The following is a 19615-nucleotide window of genomic DNA, read 5'->3' on the forward strand; positions in this document are numbered from 1 at the left end:
GGGGACTTTGAATTCTGAAGGAAAGCTAGACTTTGAGGACTTTGAAACTGAAAGGAGAGTGATTTTCCCACAGTTGGGACAAGGGGGCAGTTCGGGTCACAATCAGATTTGGGTCACAACCAGAATTGTTCAAATATCCTCTAAACTACATCCGCTCCAGTAAACTACATCCGCTCCAGTACCGGAATTCCTAATAGAGTAAGTCCCTGTTTGATGGTTCTGGCGGTGAGGTCAGAGAGAATAAGTCGAGAGGTGCGAAGCGGTTCTTCTGCCTGCAAAACAGGGCAGCGATCGTAGAACTGATTGTATTTCTGGCTCAGCTCAAAGAGATATTGGCAGAGGCGATTGGCATGGAGTTCGGCTTCTACATCGCTCAGAATTTGGTCGAATTGCAGCAGGTGTTTTGCCAGTGCCAGCTCGGTTTCTTCTTGCAGGACGATCGGTGCATCGACTCCCAGCTTAGAAAAATCAATTCCCCCCTTGCGGCTAATGCCCTGCACTCGCACATAGGCATACAGCATGTAGGGGGCCGTGTTGCCCTGAAGTGCCAGCATTTTGTCATAGCTAAACACATAGTTGCTGGTGCGGTTCTGGCTCAAATCAGCGTATTTCACCGCACTGATGCCCACCACCTGAGCGACGTGGTTGATAAACTCCTCTGATTCCTGCCGTTCCTCCGCTTGCAGCCGAATAACGAGATCTTGCCTTGCCCGATCGATCGCCTCATCCAGAAGTGACCTGAGCTGAACCGTTTCACCCGATCGCGTTTTAAATTTTTTGCCGTCCTCGCCCTGCACAAAGCCAAACGGCACATGAACCAATTTCACCGTATCGGGAATCCAGTCTGCCCGCCGCGCCACCTGAAACACCTGAGCGAAGTGATTTGCCTGCCCGGCATCGGTAACGTAAATCATGCGATCGGCGTGATCTTGCTGAATCCGGTAGCGCAGGGCTGCCAAGTCGGTCGTCGCGTAGTTATAGCCGCCGTCCGATTTCTGAATAATCAGCGGTAACGGATTGCCGTCCTTATTCATAAAGCCTTCCAGAAAAACGCACTTTGCCCCCTGATCTTCGACCAGCAAGCCAGCTTTCTCCAGGTCAGCGACGACTCCAGGCAGCAGCGGATTATAGAAAGATTCGCCCCGCTCCGTAATGTGAATGTCGAGCAGCTTGTAAATCACTTCAAATTCCTGGCGCGACTGCTCACAAAGCAATTGCCATGCTTTAACGGTTTCGGGATTACCCGATTGCAGCTTCACCACTTCAAGCCGAGAAGTCTCCCGGAAAGTTTCATCCTCGTCAAATCGCTGTTTTGCCTGTTTGTAAAATGCGGTCAAGTCTCCCAGATCAAGGGCTTCGGGCTGCGTCAGCGCCTCTGGATACGCCTCACGCAAATAAGTAATCAACATTCCAAACTGTGTGCCCCAATCGCCTACATGGTTGAGCCGCAGCACATCATGCCCCAGAAATTCCAGCACCCGTGCAAAGCTGTCGCCAATAATGGTCGATCGCAAATGACCGACGTGCATCTCCTTAGCAATATTCGGGCTAGAAAAATCTACGATCGTCCGCTGGGGTTCCTTTGTTTCAGGCACACCCAGGCGATCGTCGTTTTGCATCTGGCGAAGCTGAGATTCCAGGTAGGCAGGCTTGAGCGTCAGGTTAATAAATCCGGCTCCTGCTACAGTAGGCGGCTCAGAGATTTCGCTGACACTCAAGTGTTGAATGATTTGCTCGGCGATCGATCGCGGCGGCTGCCCCAGTTTCTTCGCAAGCGACATTGCCACATTTGCCTGATAGTCGCCAAACTTTGGGTTGCTCGTTGGCACTAGCACCGGGTCGGTTCCTGCTAGCTCATCACCAAAGGCGGCTACCAATGCCTGCTCAAACTGCTGCTTTAACTGGGCGATCGTCGCATTCATCATGTCTCACCTGCCAAAACTACTGCCGCTTTTGTCTCTTTACCAGGATAGCGATCGCTTCGCGCTGCCGCCTCTGGCGGGTCGACTCTCTATCATTCAGCACTTTGGCATATTTGGGCAAGGTTAATAGACTTGTTCTCCGCCCCGATTGCTTCCACCGCTTGATGATGGGAAGGCAGTGTGATCACATCCTGGATAAATTCTCTCAAAAAGCCGCAATTCTACGGGACAATTGGTTCTCTTTCTGTTTTGCCTGCCGCGATTTCGGAAAATGCACGGAAGGAAGGAGCAGAATTGGACTTTTATTGTGAAATTATTCTTCGCTCTGTCTGAAATACCTGCAAAAGGCATATTTCCATGAAGCGCGATGGGTGTATTTCTACCATTTCTCAAGAGGCTGAACGTCATTTATGGTTGCCAGCATCAATTCTCCCGCTCAAGCCGTTTCATCCGTAGTTTCGTCAATCGATCTCATTGCAATCGCGAAGCAGTTTCGCAGCGATCCACAGCAAATTAAATTAATTCAGTGGCTTCAGGCATCAACCGGGCAGCAGCGACAGGCAGAATTCGCGCAAATGTGGCGTAACGGGGAAGAGAAAGGGACGATCGATTTTGTGCAGGTGTTTCGGTTTTATCAGGGTCGTCCGCACCAAAACGCTGCGCTGAAATGGCTTCAGCAAACTAGCCAGCCTAAAACCCTGGAAGGATTTGCCTGCATGTGGGGACGGATTCCTGCTGCTGGGAAGAACCGGGAACTGCGCCTGAATGTGCCCTACTACGAGCAAACCAACAATCTCTACGAGCCGCAGCGCACCTGCAACACCTCAAGCTGTGCAATGGTAGCGCGATTTCTGGGCGCGAAGATCTCGGGCGATGATGCCTATTACCAAATCGTTCGCAAGTACGGTGACACCACCGATCACGGGGCACAAACCAAAGCTCTGGCACAAGTCGGCATCAAATCGACCTGGAACACCAACCTCGGATACGATGACCTCGATCGCTCCCTGGAAGCTGGATTACCGATCGTCATTGGCATTCTCCATCGTGGCACGCTGCAAAGCCCCACTGGAGGACATATGATTGTCGTCGTCGGCAGAACACCCAGTCATGGCTACATCTGTCACGATCCTTATGGCAGTCTGCTTGACCCAAACGGCGGCTACACGGGCGCAGTCGAAAACGGCAAGGGCGTTGTCTATCCGCGATTCGTGCTGAATCATCGCTGGTTAGTTGAGGGTGAACAATCGGGCTGGGGCAGGCTATTCTACGCCCATAAAGCGGTTTCGTGAGTAAAATCAGGATTCTAGTGAAACGGTCCTGCTCGGAAGTCCGCGAATTATGCCTGTGAGGAATCAGGAATTCCCTGCTTGAGGCGCATACTGATATCGAGCCAGGTCGATCGCGTAATCGGGGCACTGCTGGAGATAAAATCAACCCCGGTTTCGGCAACCGATCGAATCGTTTCCAAAGTCACATTTCCTGAAGCTTCAATCTTGATCCGATTGCTGGTCGATCGGATTTTTTGTACTGCCTGACGCATCTGGTCGGGCGGCATATTGTCAAGCATGATGATATCTGCGCCGTGCTGCAACGCTTCCTCGACCTGAGCCAGGGTTTCGGTTTCGACCTCGATCGTTAAAGGATAGGGAATGCGGGTGCGGATTTGCTCGATCGCCTGGCGGATTCCGCCTGCGGCAGCAATGTGATTGTCCTTAATCATCACGCCATCGTCTAACCCCATGCGGTGATTCCTGGCTCCACCGACCTGAGCAGCATATTTTTCGAGAATGCGTAAGCCCGGAGTCGTTTTGCGCGTATCAACCAGTTGGGCAGACAAATCGGCGATTTTATCAACATAGCGACTGGTTGCCGTGGCAATTCCGCTCAGGCGCATGGTCAGATTGAGGGCAACCCGCTCACCCGTCAGCAAAGCGGCAAAAGAGCCTGTGATGGTGGCGATCGTTTCTCCCCGGTTGCACCGCTGCCCTTCTGTCCCCCGCGACTCGAATTGAATGTTCGGATCTAAAAGCCGAAACACCCGTGCGGCGATCGGCAGTCCAGCAACGATGCCTGGTTCTTTGACAATCCACTGCGCTGTTCCGGTTTCAGCCGAGGGAATCAGGGCTTGAGTCGTTCGATCGCCCCGTCCAATGTCTTCTTGCAGCCAGCTTTGCAGCAGGGGATCAAGCACAATCGGCGGCGGCAAAACGGCAGAACTTGTATTTAGCATTGGTACATTCCAGCGATCTCCAAATCCGCTACTTAGTGAGCGGGGCTAATCATCTGCAACGCCTGCTTCACCATGCCGATCAGCGTGTGATGAGCATCCTCAGCGTCCTGCAGCGTGTGATCAAATGTGACCCGTAGCGGCATTTCTGCTCCGTTCGACTCGACCAGTAAATCCATTCCTTCAGCGTCGATTTTCTGCATCCGGGCTGCGGTGACATCATCCACGCTGCCAAACGCCTGAGCGTAGAGGATTACAGCATCCTTGTGGTCATCATTCATGTGAGCGCAAATGCGATCGCTAATGGCTGGAGAGAAAGCGTCAGACATAAAAGCTCTGGTTTTGAAATGAGGTAAACAATGGACAGAATTTTGCAAAACTTACTGTCAGATGAACTGAGCTACGATTAGCTGCCGTGCAAAAAGAAAACGGTAATCCGAAACAGGCTGCTGGCAATAAAACCAATCAGAGCCAGGAAAATCAGGACGTTGACAGCATCTTTCAGCTTTTGCATGAATTCCGCAGCACAAGCAACATCCTTACATTATCAAACGGGTTGTCCCGACCGAGAAATTTGCAGAATCTTTTCCAGCCTAATCTTTTCCAGCCCAATCTTCTCCAACCCAACCCGATCGATTGGCAGCCCCTACAGCGCATCCACCATCAGATGTGCCACATCCTTCATCGTGTACTTTGCCTGCCAGCCCAGCCTTTGCTTTGCTTTGGCTGCATTGCCGCAGCTCACGGCGATATCCGTGGGGCGAAACAAACTGCGATCGACTTCCACGCGATCGTGCCAGTCTAAACCCAGGTAATCAAACACTTCAGCCACAAATTCCTGCAAGCTATGGGTCTGTCCAGTGGCAATCACAAAGTCGTCCGGTTGCTCCTGTTGCAGCATTTGATACATGGCCTCCACATATTCCGGCGACCAACCCCAGTCCCGCCGAATCGAGATATCGCCCAAAGACAGTTTCTCGGCTCGACCTGCCGCAATGTCTGCCGCTGCCTGCACAATTTTTTGCGTCACAAAGCGTTTGGGACGCAGAGGCGATTCGTGGTTAAACAAAATGCCAGAGCAAGCAAACAGATTGTATGCCTCGCGGTAGTTTGCCACTTGCCAGAAAGCCGCTGCCTTTGCCACTGCATAGGGGCTACGCGGACGAAAGGGAGTCGTTTCATCGGCGGGTGCTGTGCCCGTATCGCCAAAACATTCGCTCGACCCCGCATTGTAGAGCCGAATTGGGGCATTAATAAAGCGAATCGCCTCCAGCAGATTGAGCGTGCCCAGCGTAATGCTTTCCATCGTTTCTACAGGCAGCTCAAACGAGAGTCCAACCGAGGTTTGCCCTGCCAGATTGTAAATTTCATCCGGCTGCACTTTGTTAATTACCTGAAGCACGCTGCGAAAGTCGTTGAGTGCCATTGAGCAGGTTTTGACGCGATCACGAATTCCCAACCGTACCAGATTGCGAAACGTAGAAATTTGGGCGTCCCGCGATGTGCCGACCACAGTATAGCTATGACTCAGCAGCAGTTGAGCTAGATAAGCTCCGTCCTGTCCTGAGATTCCGCAGATAAGGGCTGTCTTCACCATAGGTAGGGCAATCCGTAGGGCAACTTTATGAGGTTAAGAGACGGTTTGACAAGCGACCGTGCTGGCTTCGATCGCCCCTCTAACGGGTCAATTCTAGAAGGAACCGACTTGCTTTCGGGTTTCAAAATTTCCCAGGTTTAGGAATTGAGGGGGCAATGCTAAGGGAGCAATGTAGCACCTCGAACACTGCTCAAATCACCTCTCAGCCTAAAGTGCCCCGATCAACTCACTGGGCAACAAATTGCTTCTGTTGCTCCTCGGATTTACGTTGCCACCCCAGCTTATTATTCGGGTGATGCGGTTGATTCTCTTGTTCGAGCAGATGCTGGATTGAGCGTAAACGAGATGGATTTTTCAGCTTGAGGCGCGATCGACGGTTCAAATTGGGGAAGCTGAGGTTCAGCTTTGGGGCGAAGTTCAGCCACCGGGCGAATATCCGGCGGCAGCGTAGGGGCAGGAGCGGTAGCCTGTTGAACGGGAACTGAAGCAGCCTCAGACGATGAAGAAATCGATTGCGAATCGCGCTGACTGAGATTAGAAACGATCGCCAACGCTGCCCCAGCCAGCAACAAAACGGGAAAGGGCAAGCTGTCTAGCCCATTCGACCACTGGTAGAACTGCGCTACACCAAAAAACAGCACCACACAAACCAATAAAAGCGGCATTTCTGCTCCTTTGCTCCTGCCCTGAGCTGATCTAAGCCAATCGGCTGCCCGTGCCCATCGATCGAGCCATGTCGAGCGTATCGCCGATCGTTTCACCGTCATGATAAGCCGCCAGCAGCACTTCGCTGGTTTTGCCCCAGGCGATCGTTCCCGTGGCATCGATCCCGATCGCACCCAGGTCGCGGTTTCGCTGATGTGCCTCCCGGAAGGAGCGATCGAAGGCACCAGAGATCGGCAAGCCATCGGTGGTGCGAATCACAATACGGGCAGCAAGGCACTCTTCGATAATGTCTTCGCCAATTCCGGTGCAGCTTACGGCAGCGTCGGCAGTGGCATAATTTCCAGCAGGCATCGCAGAATCGCTGACTCGTCCAATTCGCTCAAAGCCTTTTCCGCCTGTGGAAGTGCCTGCGGCAAGCTGCCCAGCGGCATCGCGAACTACCACCCCGATCGTCCCGCGTCCGGCCTCGCTCACCAGCTCTTTTTCGGCAACCACGCCCGCCATCGCTTTGTCAAAATTGCCTTCACGCTCCAGAATCCATTCCTGAAGCCGCAGCTTGGTCAGGGGATCGTAGGCAGGCAGTTGCAGTTCGCGCACCAGCTCCATTGCGCCATTGTCTGACAGCACGCGATCGTCTGAGCTCTGGAGAAACTGCGCGAGCTGAATTGGGTTTTGCACTCGCGACACGTTGATAATGCCGCTAAAGCGTTGGGCATTGCCATCCATTAAAGAAGCACTCATGCGAATCTGCCCGTCGGACTGAAGCACCGATCCGGTTCCGGCATTAAAGCGGGGATCGTCTTCTAGAAGCTGACAGCCCAGAATCACCGCAGATTTCGCATCCAAGCCCGACAGCAATTTGTCGTAAACCGCATCGATTACCTGGTAGAGCGACTGACGCACCAAATCCGCTCCTTTTTCCCCCTTGAGCGAACTGCCCGCACCTCCATGAATGATGAGCTTGGGCTGTCCATCTACGATCGACATCGTTGAAAATCCCCTGGTTAAACCCTATTATTACGCCTCTGGATTGCTACGCCTCTGGCGGAAGCCTGTGATCGAAATCCTAATCGCTAATCCTACCTGGAAATGGCAAAGCAAACGGTAAACGAATCTGCATCTGTCACGCTTCCAGTATCTGCTTCGTCTGGCTTTGTCGATGGGCGTCGTCGCCGACAGCGATCGGAGCAGTATTTCACCTCGTCCCAGCAGTCTGCCCATTTTTTGCGCCAAGCAAAGGGACGACCGCACACAGGACAGATTTTAATCGGGAGATCAGATTTCGATCGCGATTTTGCCATCGGTTGTTAAAGATTCCGTTGATTCATTTCGATATTGATACGTCATCGATCGTAGCGAGTAAAAGATAGAAGATATCAGAGAGCGAGATGGTTTCATCTCAATTTCCAATTTTGAAGATTCTGAATTTTTGATCTATATTGATGCCACATGATTTATCGGGCATACGAATTGTGCTAATGGAGCCTGCGGGAGCTTTGAACGTGGGATCAGTAGCTCGCATTATGAAAAACATGGGGCTACGACAGCTGGTGCTGGTGAATCCACAATGTGATCCCCTGGGTGACGAGGCAAGGAAAATGGCGGTCCATGCTGCCGATGTGCTGGAAGCCGCACTGCGAGTGCAGACCTTACCAGAAGCTTTGCAGGACTGTCATCGGGTTATTGCCACTACGGGTCGCAGTGACACAACGCTGAAGATGCCGCTAGAGCCACCCCGAAATGCGCTGTCCTGGCTGGTTCCTGCTGATTTCCAAACGGGTTCTTCAGCCAATGCTGCGCTCATTTTTGGACGGGAAGACCGGGGACTCACGAACCAGGAATTGAACTATGCCCAACGGCTCGTCTGCATCCCTGCCAGCTCAGAATATGAATCGCTCAATCTGGCGCAAGCGGCTGCAATTTGCTGCTACGAGCTTTATTTAACGCTCAAGCTGCCGTCCTTCTCAGCCCTGCCAGCAGTTCCTCCGACGATCGCTGCCGCTTCAGAACCTCCGCCAACGTTTGAAACTTTGGAAGCGTACTACCAGCAGTTAGAGGCACTGCTGCTGAAGATTGGCTATCTTTATCCCCATACTGCACCTAGCCGGATGGAAAAATTTCGCAGACTGTTGGGGCGATCGCTCCCTTCTTCAGAAGAAGTGGCAATGCTACGCGGAATCTTGCGTCAGGCAGAGTGGGCTTTAGGGCAAGAAAAATCGTCTGAAGCCCCCTGAATAAGTCTGCTTGAACTTTTGTGAAGCACCGTTTTGCTCCAAAGCTGCATCGTTTAATCTTGGAGGGCTTATATCCTCTCGCAGAAATTCCTCCATATCCTCTTCAAAAATTTCTATGCGTTAAGTGCTTGTCAGATTCGTAAATAACGATTAAAAATAAACAGCGAAACTCTAGATATAGCGTTAAGGTTCGCTTAAAAATCTGCTCCGGTAGGATAATCCGCTCAGCATTCATTCCCCTAGAGTACTGCTACCAGCGAGAATTCCTTATTCCAGGCGCACTCCGCTAAATGTAAGAACTCTCTTTATCTACCTGTTGTCGAGGTATTGCCCGTGCTTGAACCAAGCTATCGCCCCCAAGAGTCGCAGCGTCGTCGCCCATCTCGCCGTCGTTCTCGCCGCGTGTCGCCTGCTTCGGCTTCAGAAGTTAAATCAGAGCAATCGACAACTCGTTCTTCGCCCGCTGTTGGGTTTAACCCAAACCGAGCCAAACCAAGCCGCCCATCTTCTCCGGCTCGTTCGATGCCTGCTCGTCCGAATGAATTATCTCGGCGATCGCAAATTCCGGCTGACCCAGCTCTTGATTCAGTTCCCGGTTCACAGTCGCGTCGAACGCGCAAACCTCACCCCAAGCGTCGCCCTACCCCTCCTTTAATGCAGGGAATCCGGCTGCTGATTCTAGGCGTTGGAATTTGGGCAATTGCCGGAACTGCGCTCTCAATTTGGGAACCCACGGTGCGATCGGCGCAGGCAAACCAGGAAAACGTCGCCTCGGGAAGCAGTAACGCCCAGGCAGCTCCTGCAAATACCTCAATTCACAATGCCTTTAAACCGGGTCAAGAAATGACCACACTGGCAGCCAGAATCCAGCCTTTGACCAAAGACCTGACCGATCTCGCGCCCGGTGTCTTTCTTGCCGATCTCGACAGCGGCAACTACTACAGCCTGAACGGAACAACAACCTTTGCTGCCGCCAGCATGATCAAAGTGCCGCTCCTGATTGCCTTTTTTCAGGATGTTGATGCGGGCAAAATTCGGCTCGATGAAATGCTAACGATGCAGCAAAACGATATTGCAACGGGATCAGGCGATATGCAGTATTTGCCCGTTGGCTCAGAGTTTACGGCACTGGAAACGGCGACCAACATGATCGTGATTAGCGACAACACGGCAACTAACATGATCCTGCGGCGACTGGGCGGCATCGAAGCTGTAAACCAGCGATTTAAGGAGTGGGGCTTAGAGCAAACCACCGTTCGCAACGTGCTGCCCGATCTGGAAGGAACGAATACGACCTCTCCTAAGGAACTTGCGGCGGTGATGTCGCTGCTGAGTCAGGGTGAGCTGCTGTCGATGAAGTCACGCGATCGTGCAATCGCGATTATGCAGGGAACGTTAACCGATACACTGCTGCCTACTTCTTTAGGGGCAGGGGCAACGATCGCCCATAAAACAGGTGACATCGGCTCCCTTGTCGGCGATACAGGGCTAATCGATATGCCCAGCGGCAAACGCTATGCGATTACTGCGATGGTGAAGCGTCCGCACAATGACGATCGCGCTCAAGAGCTAATTCGTCAGATCGCCGCAACGGTCTATGATTATCTCGACCAGCCTACTGCCCAGACTGCCGCTGCTCCAATTTCTTCCACAGCACCCGCCGAGGCTACGACACCAGAATCTGCCCCGGACGCACTCAATGCTGCACCGTCTGAGGGAGGTGTACCCGCAAGTCCCAGTCCTACCGCTCAAGAATGATCCAGCAGGATGGGTCATTGCAGGCTTTTTTGCTTACAGGGATTGACTCAGGATTTTCGTTAAGATGCCAGGTGGCTATAGCCCCGCCAGACGGCAACGAGCAATCCCTGTACTGCAACATCAGTCGCAGCAGCCTCGATCACGTTGTAGTTTGGGTTTGCCGGCTTGAGCGTGACTTGATTGCCTTTACGATGATAGTACTTCAGCGTTGTGCCATCTCCGTTGACCCGTGCTGCGACGATCGCCCCGTTTTTGAGTGCCTTCGGGTCTTGCACAGGACGCATAATGACCACGTCTCCTTCGCCAATTAAGGCTCCAATCATACTGTCTCCCCGGACTCGCAGTGCGTAGTCCCCCGGCTTGAGCAACGAGCAGGAAAAGTCTAGCTGTTCGACAGAGTCCGTGTAAGATTCAACAACAGAGCCAGCAGCGATCGCTCCTAAAATCGGAAGTCCCTGCGGCTTGAGGATGCGAATCGTTCTGGCCCTACCCTCGGTCCAGTCGATGTATCCTTTGGCTCTCAGATGTTCTAAACGACTTTGAATTGGAGCAGGAGATTTTAACCCCATTGCTCGCATCATTTGCCGAATTGAAGGGGAATGCTGATTTTCTTTGATGTAGTCGACCAGCCAGTCAAAAAGCTGCTGCTGGACTTCTGTTAGGGATTCCATAGGTTGATAGGTTGGTAGGCTGGTTGTAGGACAAACAGATCATTCCTGGAACAGATGTACCACTAAACTGCCGCCTTTGTCCAGTCCTTCAGGGAATTTCTTTTTTGTAGATTTGTATCACCAGAACGGTTTGGGGTCTGCATCGAAGGCGATCGTGCGAGCATTGCCCTGCCAGACAGTTCAGCCAACTGTCCTACTTCAAGTCCAGCAAATTTGGCTTTTTTCAAGGGTAAACCCCTCGGTTCAACCGACCAATTGCTAAACCTACTTCTACCTAAAGCGTAAAAAATCGGGATGCTGGCAGGATAAAACCAGGTTCATTGAGATCCGTTATGCCCCTTTGCTCTGGCAAGGGGCTTTTTTAAAGGCAAAAGGATCTACAAACTTTCCAGGTATTCCAGCAAGTCAGCCATTTCTTGAGGACTTGGCTGAAACTGAGGCATTGGCGGGGTAGACCCACTCGTAACTTGATGAATAAGACCAATTCGCGACTTGCGAGAAGCAACGCGATGCAGATTTGGACCAACCCAGCCACTTGCATCAAATCCGTGACAGCTCGCACAGTTCATCTGAAACATGACTTCTCCCCGTTGGGCATTGCCAGCATGAGATAGGACATCTCTTACATAGGGATCAGCATGGCGGAAGTGATGAATGCCAACAAAAGCAAGCACGACCAGAAGTAGAACAGCCAACAGCGTGATAACTGTTCTTTGCACCGTCGGCTCGGGCGAGGTCGCTGTAAGGGGTTTTTCCAAAAGCTCTTTAGTCAAGAGAGGCAAAAAGGGAGAGAACGGCAAACAGGAGCTAACAATATATTTTAGGAATTTAACTTACTTCACGTTATAGCTAAGCATATTTTAATATTCCCAGCTCTTACTCAGGAATCAAAGCTCAGCAAATGCAGGCAGTCTTGTCACCACATTACCTGAAAGCCTTGCTCTACTTAAAGTTTACCGCTTTCTTATTTTATTTTACTCAGGATATTTTAAATTGAACCCGTCGCGGAGATTATGAAAGAAGACTAAAAACCGTTAAGAAGCGGCAATGTCGCTTTGTTTGCTAAAATTCAAACGGAGATAAGGAGATAAAGCTGTGGTAGAACCGTTACTTTCTGGCATTGTGCTTGGTTTGATTCCTGTCACCCTGGCAGGATTATTTGTGGCTGCCTATTTGCAATACAAGAGAGGCAACCAGCTCAATCTTTAGTCCCCGTTGCGAGTCTAGACTCGGTAAGACGCTAAAGAAGGCTCTGCCAATTCTTGCCCTCATTCGCTTGCTCTTGTTTGCCCGCCCTATTAATGCGAGGGATCCAGGGAGAGTTCAACCACCGCTTGACTCTCCCGACTTTTCAAATCTCCTCTGAAACAACCGACGATCGAATCCGATCGAGCAGTGCATAAAACGGCTGCCAGTTATCTTCCTGGGTAATGGGTTCCCAGATGGCTTCGATTTCGGGACGAATAATAACTGTTGCCGGATTGTGCTGACTTAATCGTTGGGCGATCCGGCTTATTTCTGATTCGGGTAGGCTGTTCAACACCTGATGGTAAAACTGCCGCCAGCGATCGAGCAGACTTTCCACCGCATCGGTTTTGTCGCCAGGAGCCTGAGTGACTGCCAGGTTAAAAATATTGGTTGCGGCGTCGCGCCAGGAGCGATCAAACTGTTGCCGCAGTGCCAGGAAGAAATCGTGATAGCCTAGCTTGGTTTCAAAGAGAAGCTGCAAAGTCAGATGCAAAAGCTCATCGGCAACTTCTTCGGAAACCTGATCGAAACCGATCTCAAACCCTAATTTTCGCAGCATCCGCTGACGGTAGGTGTGCTGATAACGATCGTGATAGCGATCGAGGGCAGCTTCCATGTCAAATGGATCAAGCACAGCTTTGAGCGGCACTTGCAGCATTTGCAGATTCCACTGGCAAGCGGCGGGCTGGTTCGCGTAGCAGTAGCGTCCGTAGTAGTCAAAATAGGCGGCAGTAAACTGTGGGTCGTACTGCTGAATAAAGGCATAGGGTCCGTAGTCGAAGCTTTCGCCCGTGACGGACATATTATCTGTGTTGAGAACGGCATGACAAAAGCCGACCGACATCCACTGTGCGGTGAGATCTGCCACTCGCTCGACCAGTTCGGTATAGAACTGCAAGTAAGCGTTTTCCTGTCCTTTCAGGTGGGGATAGTAAATTTCCAGAACGTGATCCAGCAATTTCTGAATCAAATCTTTGCGTCCGAGATGGTGCAGCCGCTCAAAGGTGCCAAATCGAATATGCGATCGAGAAAAACGAATCATCACAGACGATCGGGTCGGAGACGGTTCATCACCGCGCCATAGCCCTTCTCCGGTTTCCACCAGACTGAGACAGCGCGAGGTTCTGACACCCAGCTGATGCAGCATTTCCGCCGCCAGCACTTCCCGTACTCCGCCTTTCAGGGTCAAGCGTCCATCACCGCCTCTAGAGTAGGGAGTTCTGCCCGATCCTTTTGTGCCAAAGTCGTAAAGCGCACCGTCAATCCCACGCACCTGCCCATAAAGAAAGCCGCGCCCGTCGCCTAACTGCGGGTTATACTCCCCAAACTGGTAGCCGTGATAGCGCATTGCCAGGAATGGAGAACGCCCCTCAAACCGCCCAAACGCCTCAATGAAATCAGCATCGGTCACCTGCTGCGGGTCGAGCCCAAGCTGACGCAACACATCATCGTTACGAAACCGCAAAATCTGTTGGGGAAACTTTGCCGCAGCTACCCCATCGAAGTAGTCTTCCCCTAACCGCTCAAAGGCGGGCTCATAGGGAAGTGACAGAATTGAATTCCCCGATAAATTCGCAGAACGATCGGCAGGCATATTGACAGACATGGACGACACACCAGACTTTAATGAACGACTTTGATGAGCAGCAGGGCTTTGCCCCTTCTTTCAGTCTAGTGTCCGATCAATTGGCTCAACTAATGCTTTCTGCTGACCTTTTGCCACAGTCTGAAATTGGGCAGGAAAAGCAGTTGGGAAAAGTAGTCAGGCTAAAGTAGCCAGGAAAAGTAAGCAAGAAAAAAGGGAGAGCCATTTGGAAAACTCTCCCAACCATCAGGGTGCATCTACATAACAGATTATTGCACTAAAGGGGTGAGGGGCGTAACCCCCTATTTAATTTTTTTCTGTAAATCTACGAAAAAGTTTCACAGGTAGGGGAAATTTTTTGCCCTAAGTCACTCTGCTTGCTGTTCCGGTTGCTGTTCAGCATACCCCGATCGATTCAATTTCCAGCCTGGCTTAACGACCTGACGGGCACGGGCGATCACCAGCGCGTCGTGGGGTACATCTTCAGTCACAACCGAGCCAGCAGCGACGGTCACATCTGCCCCCAAGGTCACGGGCGCGACCAGCACACTATTTGATCCAGTTTTGGAACGATCGCCGATCTCGGTTCGGTGCTTTTGTACACCGTCATAATTTGCCGTGATTGTACCTGCTCCTATATTGACCCGATTTCCCAAACTCGCATCCCCCAGGTAGGAGAGATGCGCCACGTTCGTTTGCTCACCCAGCCGCGAATTTTTCAGCTCGACAAAGTTTCCAATTCGGCAGCCTTGTCCTACTTCCACATGACCGCGCAAATGGGTATACGGACCAATCCGGCTATTTGCTTGCACCCTGCTATCGCTTACCACTGAAAGCAGAACAGTAGTATTCTCACCAATCTCGCTGTTTTCAATCAGGCTACCCGGACCAATCCGACAGCCCGATCGAATCACGGTTTTGCCGCGCAGATGGGTTTGCGGCTCAATGATCACGTCCGGTTCGAGCTGCACTTCAGTATCGATCGTAATGCTGCCCGGATCGATCAGCGTTACTCCGGCTGTCATCCACTCCTGCTTGATGCGCGTTTGCAGAATCTCATAGGCATCGGCGAGCTGCTGGCGATCGTTAATGCCGAGAATTTCTTGATAGTCTTCGACATCCACTGCCATCACGGGCGAGACTGCTGTCACGGCATCGGTAAGATAGTATTCCTGCTGATTGTTGTTGCTCTGAAGCAGGGGCAATACTTCCGCCAGCTTTAACCAGTTAAAGCAGTAGATTCCGGCATTAATGCGCTGGTTTTGCCGTTGAGCAGGCGTACAGTCCCGGTCTTCTACAATTTGCGTTACCCGATTTTCGCTATCGCAGAACACTCTGCCGTAGCCCTTGGGATTAGCAATCTGAGCCGTGAGAATAGTAGCAGCGTTTTGATGCGTTTGATGCGTTTGAAGCAAAGCACCGAGCGTTTTAGGACGTAGCAGCGGCACATCGCCATTAAGTACCAGTAAATCTCCTTCAAACCCTTCCAGGTGAGGAATGAGCTGCTGAACGGCGTGTCCAGTTCCAAGCTGCTCTCGCTGTTCAACCAGTTCCACATCCGGTACATGGGCGAGAGCCTGACTCACCTGCTCTGCCCCATACCCAACAATCACCAGACGGCGGCTCGGCTGAATTTCTGTCGTGCCGTCCAAAACCCTTTCCAAAAGCGATCGTCCACCAAGAGAATGCAGCACTTTGGGCAAACGAGACTTCATCCGAGTCCCTCGCCCTGCCGCCAGAATTGCTACCGCGACCATTCGTAATGCTTGCCTGCTGAGATCACATCCAACGGAGTATAGCTGGTTCTGACCCGATTTCAGCAAGGGCAACCAAAAAATTGGCTGGCTTTGTCTGGTTTTTACGCTCGCTGAAATGCCCGCACCAAAATTCCTTGGCTTGGACTGAGCAGCAGTGCCAGGAAAAACAGCACCGACGCAACCAGAACGATCGCTGCACCAGAAGGCAAATTGTAGTAATAGCTGAAATACATCCCACTCAGGCTCGACACAGTGCCGATCGCCCCACCCACAAGCATCATCTGATGCAGTCGCGGCACGAGCAAATAAGCAGTGGCAGCAGGCGTGATCAGCAGCGACAGAACCAGAATGACGCCGACTGCTTTCATGCTGGCAACAACAGTAAGGGCAAACAAAATCATCAAGCCTGTGTCAAACCAGTTGGTCGGCAAACCCGTCGCCTGTGCCCCAAGCGGGTCGAAGCTAAAAAACAGCAGTTCCTTATAAAAAAGAACGATCGCCAGCAGCACCAGGACAGCGATGATCGCCGTATCCCGAACTTCTGACTGAGTCACGCCCAGAATATTGCCAAACAGAAAATGGTTCAGGTCGATTTTGTTGGACTTCTGGACGACCGTAATGAGCGTCACTCCTAGTGCGAAAAAGGCAGAAAAGACAATGCCCATTGCGGCATCTTCTTTGATCGGCGAGCGGGTATGAATCCAGCTAATAATCACCGCACTTAGCAACGCCGCTACAAACGCCCCCAAATACAAATTTGCGCCCACAATAAAGGCAATCGCTAGTCCGGGCAGCAGCGAGTGACTAATTGCATCCCCCAGTAACGCCATCCGTCGCACTACCAGATAGCTGCCAACTACCGAACAGAGGACTCCAACAATAATTGCGACCACGAGCGATCGCTGCATAAAGCCGTACTGAAGTGGGTCGAGCAAGAGGGAAAGCATAGAAAACGTTCGATATTTCGAGCAGTAAGAGGGTAAAAACTGTGATCCGAACCCTTCCCCTGGCAGGTCAAGTTTGGGAGAACCCGGCTCGCTTCAGGATTCTCAAAGTCCCGCAAAGTTGGGGAATTGGGGGGCACGGTAGGGAATTTGAGACTTCTCAAAAACGCTTTCCCATCAAGAAACTACGCAGCCTGTTTGCCAAAGAAGCTTACATGACCGCCGTAGGCACGAGTCATATTTTCAACCGTGAGCACTTGATTCCAATCGCCGCAAGCAATCAGTTCACGATTTAGCAGCAGTAGCCGGTCGAAGTGGGTAATTGATTCGCCCAGATCGTGATTAACGACGAGGACGGTTTTTCCGCGATCGGCAAGCTGCCGGAAGATGCCAAACAGCAGGTCTTCGGTCTTTTGGTCGATGCCGACAAAGGGTTCATCAAAGCAAAATACATCTGCTTCCTGTGCCAGAGAGCGGGCAAGAAACACGCGCTGCTGCTGTCCGCCCGATAGCTGACCGATAGGCCGATTGCGAAACTGCGACATTCCGACTCGTTCCAGTGCTTCGGCAGCCGCCTGCCGACTAGTGACTGAAAACCGATTCAGGTAGCCCATTTTGCGAACTCTGCCCATCAGCACCACATCCCAGACCGTTGCCGGAAAGGTCCAGTCAATCTGCGATCGTTGGGGGACATAAGCAACGCGCTCTTTCTGGTCGGCAAGGGGGCGATCGCCATAAAAAACGGAGCCAGACACCGTGGGAATTAAGCCCAGCATGGCTTTGATCAGCGTACTTTTGCCTGCGCCATTAGGTCCAAAAATACCAACCAGGTGTCCGGGGGTCATCGTAAAGCTGACATTCTGAAGTGCCCGGACAGACTGATACTGAACGCTCAAATGCTCAACTGCGATGACGTGGGGTGCAGTCATAGGTCGAGCAGACCGACGAGCAGAGGATTGGAAGCGGGCAGTCGGGTGTAGGGCAGTCATAAGCAGCAGCGTGAGGAGGAAAAATGAGAAGAATATGAAAACGCAATATGATCGAATCTACCATAGATTATGAAACCAATGTGAAAAGGCTGTAGTCCGTCATGGGAAAGGAACTGATGCAATCAAGGGATAGAGATAACGGACGGTTTCGGGCAGGAAAAGGGGCAAAAGCTCTATCTCGCTATATGCTTCTTTGGATAGTGATCGGGGTAATGGGTTTAACCGGATGCGGTTCAAATCAGTCCACAGCCGAGGACGGCAAGCCAAACGTCGTCTCGACCAGCACCATGATTAGCGACTGGACGACTGAAATTGGCGGCAGCGAAATTGATCTGACCAGCATCTTAAAGCCAGGAGATGACCCACACGTTTATGAGCCAGTTCCAACCGACTCCCAGGCAATGGAAGAAGCGCAGCTCATCCTCTACAACGGCTTTAACCTGGAACCGGGGCTGATTCGTCTGCTAGAAGGCGCAGGAGCAAACGCTAAAAAAGTGGCGGTCGGAGAAGTGATCAAACCGCTAGACCTGCAAAAGGATGGGCAAACAGTTCCCGATCCCCACGTTTGGGGCAGTGCAGAGAATACGATCGAGATGGTGCAGGCAATTCGGGACGCGCTGATCGAACTCTCGCCGGACGATCGCGAGCAGTTTACCCAAAATGCCAATCGACTCATCGTGGAACTAGAGCAGCTTCATACCTGGATTCAGCAGCAGGTCGCGACAATTCCGCCCGATCGCCGTAAACTCGTTACAACCCACGATGCCTTTCAATACTATGCGCGTGTCTATGGCTTGACCGTGCCAGGAACCCTCATTGGCATCAGTACCGAAGAGCAGCCCAGTGCCCAGACGGTTCAAAAGTTAGTCGAGTCAGTGAAAGGCTTGGGGATTCCCAGCATCTTTGCTGAAACCACGATCAATCCGCAGCTCATTACCACCGTTGCCGAAGAATCGGGCGTGAAATTGGCTCCCCAAAAGCTTTACTCCGACTCGATCGGTGCACCGGGCAGCGATGGCGATAGCTACATCAAAATGATGGTGGCAAATACTAAAGCGATCGTCGAAAACCTGGGCGGACGCTATACCCCGTTTACCCCACCCAGCCCATCAGCCGAGTAAAGCTCATCGAAGCAAACAGGAGAAATAAGCCGCCGCCGATCGCCGTCAGTTTCTGTTCGGAGACGCGCCCACAGAAAAACTTGCCGCACTGCACTGCAATCAGGGCACAAAGTGCGTGACCCAGAATGGCTCCCAGCGAAACGCCTATCGGATGATTTGCCGCTGCCAGCGCAATCGTCGTGATCTGGGTGCGATCGCCCCATTCCCCCAAAAAAGTCAGTCCAAACGCCTGAGAGACAACCCCCAGCGATCGGCGCGGCTTGATCTTGGACTCGGCTTCCATCACCGTTTCGGCGGCTTCCTGCTCTTCTGCTAAACAGCCATTGGGCGACATTTGGCGAGCGTCGTAGAGCAGCTTTAGCCCAAAGCAGAGAAACAGCAGAATTTCGCCCCAGCGCACGTAGATTTCCGGCAGCAGAGTTGCGAACTGTCCCAGCAGCACCGAGAGAACGGTCATTGCGGCTAATGCTAAAACTGCACCCAGAAATACCCAGCGACGGGGGTGACGCATTGCCAGGATTGCAGAAACGAAGAACGTTTTGTCACCCAGCTCGGAAACAGTAATTAGCAGCAGAGCCGCAGTAAATCCGGTTAACATCCTCAGTTGCTCCTCTCGATTCAGTCAGTGATCGACGTCACGGCTGACGGAGCGTGATGAGGATAAAACACTTCACCAGCTCACATCAATTTGTGAACTTAGTGAAGGTCTCGCTAATCAAAAACTTTTGCTTTTGCGTTTGAGCCAGGTTCATCACCAGTATGTTGACTCAAACTCACTTAGCTTGCAGAGATAGTCGCTTCCTGAAGCAATTCAAAGGTCATTCAGAAGCAAACTCTAAAAGCCAGCAGCTACTCCCCTTCATTTGTTTCTATCCTAAGTCCTGGGGCAGAGA

At 51.8% G+C, this 19615-nt stretch carries 21 protein-coding genes; 7 read left to right on the forward strand and 14 right to left on the reverse strand.

Annotation, left to right across the window (positions count from 1 at the left end; all coding sequences use genetic code 11):
* Positions 1 to 164 precede the first annotated feature (164 nt).
* Positions 165 to 1922, reverse strand: coding sequence for an arginine--tRNA ligase (argS, locus tag NDI45_RS09005; protein ID WP_348247154.1), 1758 nt, complete (start codon positions 1920 to 1922; stop codon positions 165 to 167).
* Between the two features lies 1 nt (position 1923).
* Between argS and NDI45_RS09010 the strand changes: the two genes are divergently transcribed.
* Positions 1924 to 2049 carry a hypothetical protein gene (locus NDI45_RS09010; RefSeq protein ID WP_277879273.1) on the forward strand — a complete coding sequence of 42 codons (126 nt, stop codon included), beginning with the start codon at positions 1924 to 1926 and terminating at the stop codon, positions 2047 to 2049.
* Positions 2050 to 2332: 283 nt separating this feature from the next.
* Positions 2333 to 3214 carry a C39 family peptidase gene (locus NDI45_RS09015; RefSeq protein WP_348247105.1) on the forward strand — a complete coding sequence of 294 codons (882 nt, stop codon included), beginning with the start codon at positions 2333 to 2335 and terminating at the stop codon, positions 3212 to 3214.
* 47 nt (positions 3215 to 3261) lie between these two features.
* Here NDI45_RS09015 and nadC read toward each other — a convergent pair whose 3' ends face one another.
* The 6 genes from nadC to NDI45_RS09045 form a co-directional block, all read right to left on the reverse strand.
* The gene (gene nadC / locus NDI45_RS09020; protein ID WP_348247106.1) at positions 3262 to 4155 is read right to left on the reverse strand and encodes a carboxylating nicotinate-nucleotide diphosphorylase; all 894 of its coding nucleotides are present in this window, start codon (positions 4153 to 4155) and stop codon (positions 3262 to 3264) included.
* 32 nt (positions 4156 to 4187) lie between these two features.
* Positions 4188 to 4481 carry a DUF2470 domain-containing protein gene (locus NDI45_RS09025; RefSeq protein ID WP_190794545.1) on the reverse strand — a complete coding sequence of 98 codons (294 nt, stop codon included), beginning with the start codon at positions 4479 to 4481 and terminating at the stop codon, positions 4188 to 4190.
* A gap of 317 nt (positions 4482 to 4798) precedes the next feature.
* Positions 4799 to 5746, reverse strand: coding sequence for a GDP-mannose 4,6-dehydratase (locus tag NDI45_RS09030; protein WP_348247155.1), 948 nt, complete (start codon positions 5744 to 5746; stop codon positions 4799 to 4801).
* A gap of 287 nt (positions 5747 to 6033) precedes the next feature.
* Positions 6034 to 6516 (reverse strand): hypothetical protein, encoded by a 483-nt coding sequence (locus NDI45_RS09035; RefSeq protein WP_348247161.1) that lies wholly within the window; start codon positions 6514 to 6516, stop codon positions 6034 to 6036.
* Positions 6446 to 7402 carry an isoaspartyl peptidase/L-asparaginase gene (locus tag NDI45_RS09040; protein WP_348247107.1) on the reverse strand — a complete coding sequence of 319 codons (957 nt, stop codon included), beginning with the start codon at positions 7400 to 7402 and terminating at the stop codon, positions 6446 to 6448. Before NDI45_RS09040 ends, NDI45_RS09035 begins: the two co-directional genes overlap by 71 nt.
* Positions 7403 to 7494: 92 nt before the next feature.
* A complete protein-coding gene (locus NDI45_RS09045) occupies positions 7495 to 7716 on the reverse strand; it encodes a DUF2256 domain-containing protein (protein WP_348247108.1) in 222 nt (73 codons plus the stop codon).
* A 141-nt stretch (positions 7717 to 7857) separates the two neighbouring features.
* Here NDI45_RS09045 and NDI45_RS09050 point away from each other — a divergent pair, with 141 nt between their 5' ends.
* Together NDI45_RS09050 and NDI45_RS09055 are read left to right on the forward strand one after the other, a co-directional pair.
* Complete coding sequence (locus NDI45_RS09050) at positions 7858 to 8649, forward strand: RNA methyltransferase (protein ID WP_348247109.1); 792 nt, start codon at positions 7858 to 7860, stop codon at positions 8647 to 8649.
* A gap of 333 nt (positions 8650 to 8982) precedes the next feature.
* Positions 8983 to 10407 carry a serine hydrolase gene (locus NDI45_RS09055; protein WP_348247110.1) on the forward strand — a complete coding sequence of 475 codons (1425 nt, stop codon included), beginning with the start codon at positions 8983 to 8985 and terminating at the stop codon, positions 10405 to 10407.
* Between the two features lie 59 nt (positions 10408 to 10466).
* Here NDI45_RS09055 and lexA read toward each other — a convergent pair whose 3' ends face one another.
* Positions 10467 to 11078, reverse strand: a complete 612-nt coding sequence (gene lexA, locus NDI45_RS09060) for a transcriptional repressor LexA (RefSeq protein WP_190790419.1) — start codon at positions 11076 to 11078, stop codon at positions 10467 to 10469.
* A gap of 377 nt (positions 11079 to 11455) precedes the next feature.
* Positions 11456 to 11797 (reverse strand): cytochrome c, encoded by a 342-nt coding sequence (locus NDI45_RS09065; RefSeq protein ID WP_347277824.1) that lies wholly within the window; start codon positions 11795 to 11797, stop codon positions 11456 to 11458.
* Positions 11798 to 12173: 376 nt separating this feature from the next.
* Here NDI45_RS09065 and petG point away from each other — a divergent pair, with 376 nt between their 5' ends.
* A complete protein-coding gene (petG, locus tag NDI45_RS09070; protein ID WP_035999205.1) occupies positions 12174 to 12287 on the forward strand; it encodes a cytochrome b6-f complex subunit V in 114 nt (37 codons plus the stop codon).
* Positions 12288 to 12429: 142 nt separating this feature from the next.
* On the opposite strand, the gene NDI45_RS09075 is transcribed toward petG, so the two are convergent.
* Positions 12430 to 13932, reverse strand: coding sequence for a YdiU family protein (locus NDI45_RS09075; protein ID WP_190790422.1), 1503 nt, complete (start codon positions 13930 to 13932; stop codon positions 12430 to 12432).
* 20 nt (positions 13933 to 13952) lie between these two features.
* Between NDI45_RS09075 and NDI45_RS09080 the strand changes: the two genes are divergently transcribed.
* The gene (locus tag NDI45_RS09080) at positions 13953 to 14102 is read left to right on the forward strand and encodes a hypothetical protein (protein ID WP_190790423.1); all 150 of its coding nucleotides are present in this window, start codon (positions 13953 to 13955) and stop codon (positions 14100 to 14102) included.
* A 177-nt stretch (positions 14103 to 14279) separates the two neighbouring features.
* On the opposite strand, the gene glmU is transcribed toward NDI45_RS09080, so the two are convergent.
* From glmU to NDI45_RS09095, 3 genes are all read right to left on the reverse strand, one after another.
* The gene (glmU, locus tag NDI45_RS09085; protein WP_190790424.1) at positions 14280 to 15668 is read right to left on the reverse strand and encodes a bifunctional UDP-N-acetylglucosamine diphosphorylase/glucosamine-1-phosphate N-acetyltransferase GlmU; all 1389 of its coding nucleotides are present in this window, start codon (positions 15666 to 15668) and stop codon (positions 14280 to 14282) included.
* Positions 15669 to 15769: 101 nt separating this feature from the next.
* On the reverse strand, positions 15770 to 16615 hold the full coding sequence (locus NDI45_RS09090; protein WP_348247111.1) for a metal ABC transporter permease: 846 nt from the start codon (positions 16613 to 16615) through the stop codon (positions 15770 to 15772).
* A 182-nt stretch (positions 16616 to 16797) separates the two neighbouring features.
* Positions 16798 to 17541 carry a metal ABC transporter ATP-binding protein gene (locus NDI45_RS09095; RefSeq protein WP_348247156.1) on the reverse strand — a complete coding sequence of 248 codons (744 nt, stop codon included), beginning with the start codon at positions 17539 to 17541 and terminating at the stop codon, positions 16798 to 16800.
* Positions 17542 to 17786: 245 nt separating this feature from the next.
* Here NDI45_RS09095 and NDI45_RS09100 point away from each other — a divergent pair, with 245 nt between their 5' ends.
* On the forward strand, positions 17787 to 18722 hold the full coding sequence (locus NDI45_RS09100) for a zinc ABC transporter substrate-binding protein (protein WP_199296429.1): 936 nt from the start codon (positions 17787 to 17789) through the stop codon (positions 18720 to 18722).
* Here NDI45_RS09100 and NDI45_RS09105 read toward each other — a convergent pair.
* Positions 18694 to 19320, reverse strand: coding sequence for a TMEM165/GDT1 family protein (locus NDI45_RS09105; protein WP_190790940.1), 627 nt, complete (start codon positions 19318 to 19320; stop codon positions 18694 to 18696). The genes NDI45_RS09100 and NDI45_RS09105 overlap by 29 nt on opposite strands.
* Positions 19321 to 19615 lie beyond the last annotated feature (295 nt).

This window comes from Leptolyngbya sp. GB1-A1 (genome assembly GCF_039962475.1).
Classification (GTDB): Bacteria; Cyanobacteriota; Cyanobacteriia; order Elainellales; family Elainellaceae; genus Leptolyngbya_A.

Bases quoted from the DNA above. Each gene is read 5' to 3' on its own strand.
- argS (WP_348247154.1), bottom strand. From the start codon at position 1,922: ATGAATGCGACGATCGCCCAGTTAAAGCAGCAGTTTGAGCAGGCATTG.
- NDI45_RS09010 (WP_277879273.1), top strand. From the start codon at position 1,924: ATGTCTCACCTGCCAAAACTACTGCCGCTTTTGTCTCTTTACCAGGAT.
- NDI45_RS09015 (WP_348247105.1), top strand. From the start codon at position 2,333: ATGGTTGCCAGCATCAATTCTCCCGCTCAAGCCGTTTCATCCGTAGTT.
- nadC (WP_348247106.1), bottom strand. From the start codon at position 4,155: ATGCTAAATACAAGTTCTGCCGTTTTGCCGCCGCCGATTGTGCTTGAT.
- NDI45_RS09025 (WP_190794545.1), bottom strand. From the start codon at position 4,481: ATGTCTGACGCTTTCTCTCCAGCCATTAGCGATCGCATTTGCGCTCAC.
- NDI45_RS09035 (WP_348247161.1), bottom strand. From the start codon at position 6,516: ATGACGGTGAAACGATCGGCGATACGCTCGACATGGCTCGATCGATGG.
- NDI45_RS09040 (WP_348247107.1), bottom strand. From the start codon at position 7,402: ATGTCGATCGTAGATGGACAGCCCAAGCTCATCATTCATGGAGGTGCG.
- NDI45_RS09045 (WP_348247108.1), bottom strand. From the start codon at position 7,716: ATGGCAAAATCGCGATCGAAATCTGATCTCCCGATTAAAATCTGTCCT.
- NDI45_RS09050 (WP_348247109.1), top strand. From the start codon at position 7,858: ATGCCACATGATTTATCGGGCATACGAATTGTGCTAATGGAGCCTGCG.
- lexA (WP_190790419.1), bottom strand. From the start codon at position 11,078: ATGGAATCCCTAACAGAAGTCCAGCAGCAGCTTTTTGACTGGCTGGTC.
- NDI45_RS09075 (WP_190790422.1), bottom strand. From the start codon at position 13,932: ATGTCTGTCAATATGCCTGCCGATCGTTCTGCGAATTTATCGGGGAAT.
- NDI45_RS09080 (WP_190790423.1), top strand. From the start codon at position 13,953: ATGAACGACTTTGATGAGCAGCAGGGCTTTGCCCCTTCTTTCAGTCTA.
- glmU (WP_190790424.1), bottom strand. From the start codon at position 15,668: ATGGTCGCGGTAGCAATTCTGGCGGCAGGGCGAGGGACTCGGATGAAG.
- NDI45_RS09090 (WP_348247111.1), bottom strand. From the start codon at position 16,615: ATGCTTTCCCTCTTGCTCGACCCACTTCAGTACGGCTTTATGCAGCGA.
- NDI45_RS09095 (WP_348247156.1), bottom strand. From the start codon at position 17,541: ATGACTGCACCCCACGTCATCGCAGTTGAGCATTTGAGCGTTCAGTAT.
- NDI45_RS09100 (WP_199296429.1), top strand. From the start codon at position 17,787: ATGCTTCTTTGGATAGTGATCGGGGTAATGGGTTTAACCGGATGCGGT.
- NDI45_RS09105 (WP_190790940.1), bottom strand. From the start codon at position 19,320: ATGTTAACCGGATTTACTGCGGCTCTGCTGCTAATTACTGTTTCCGAG.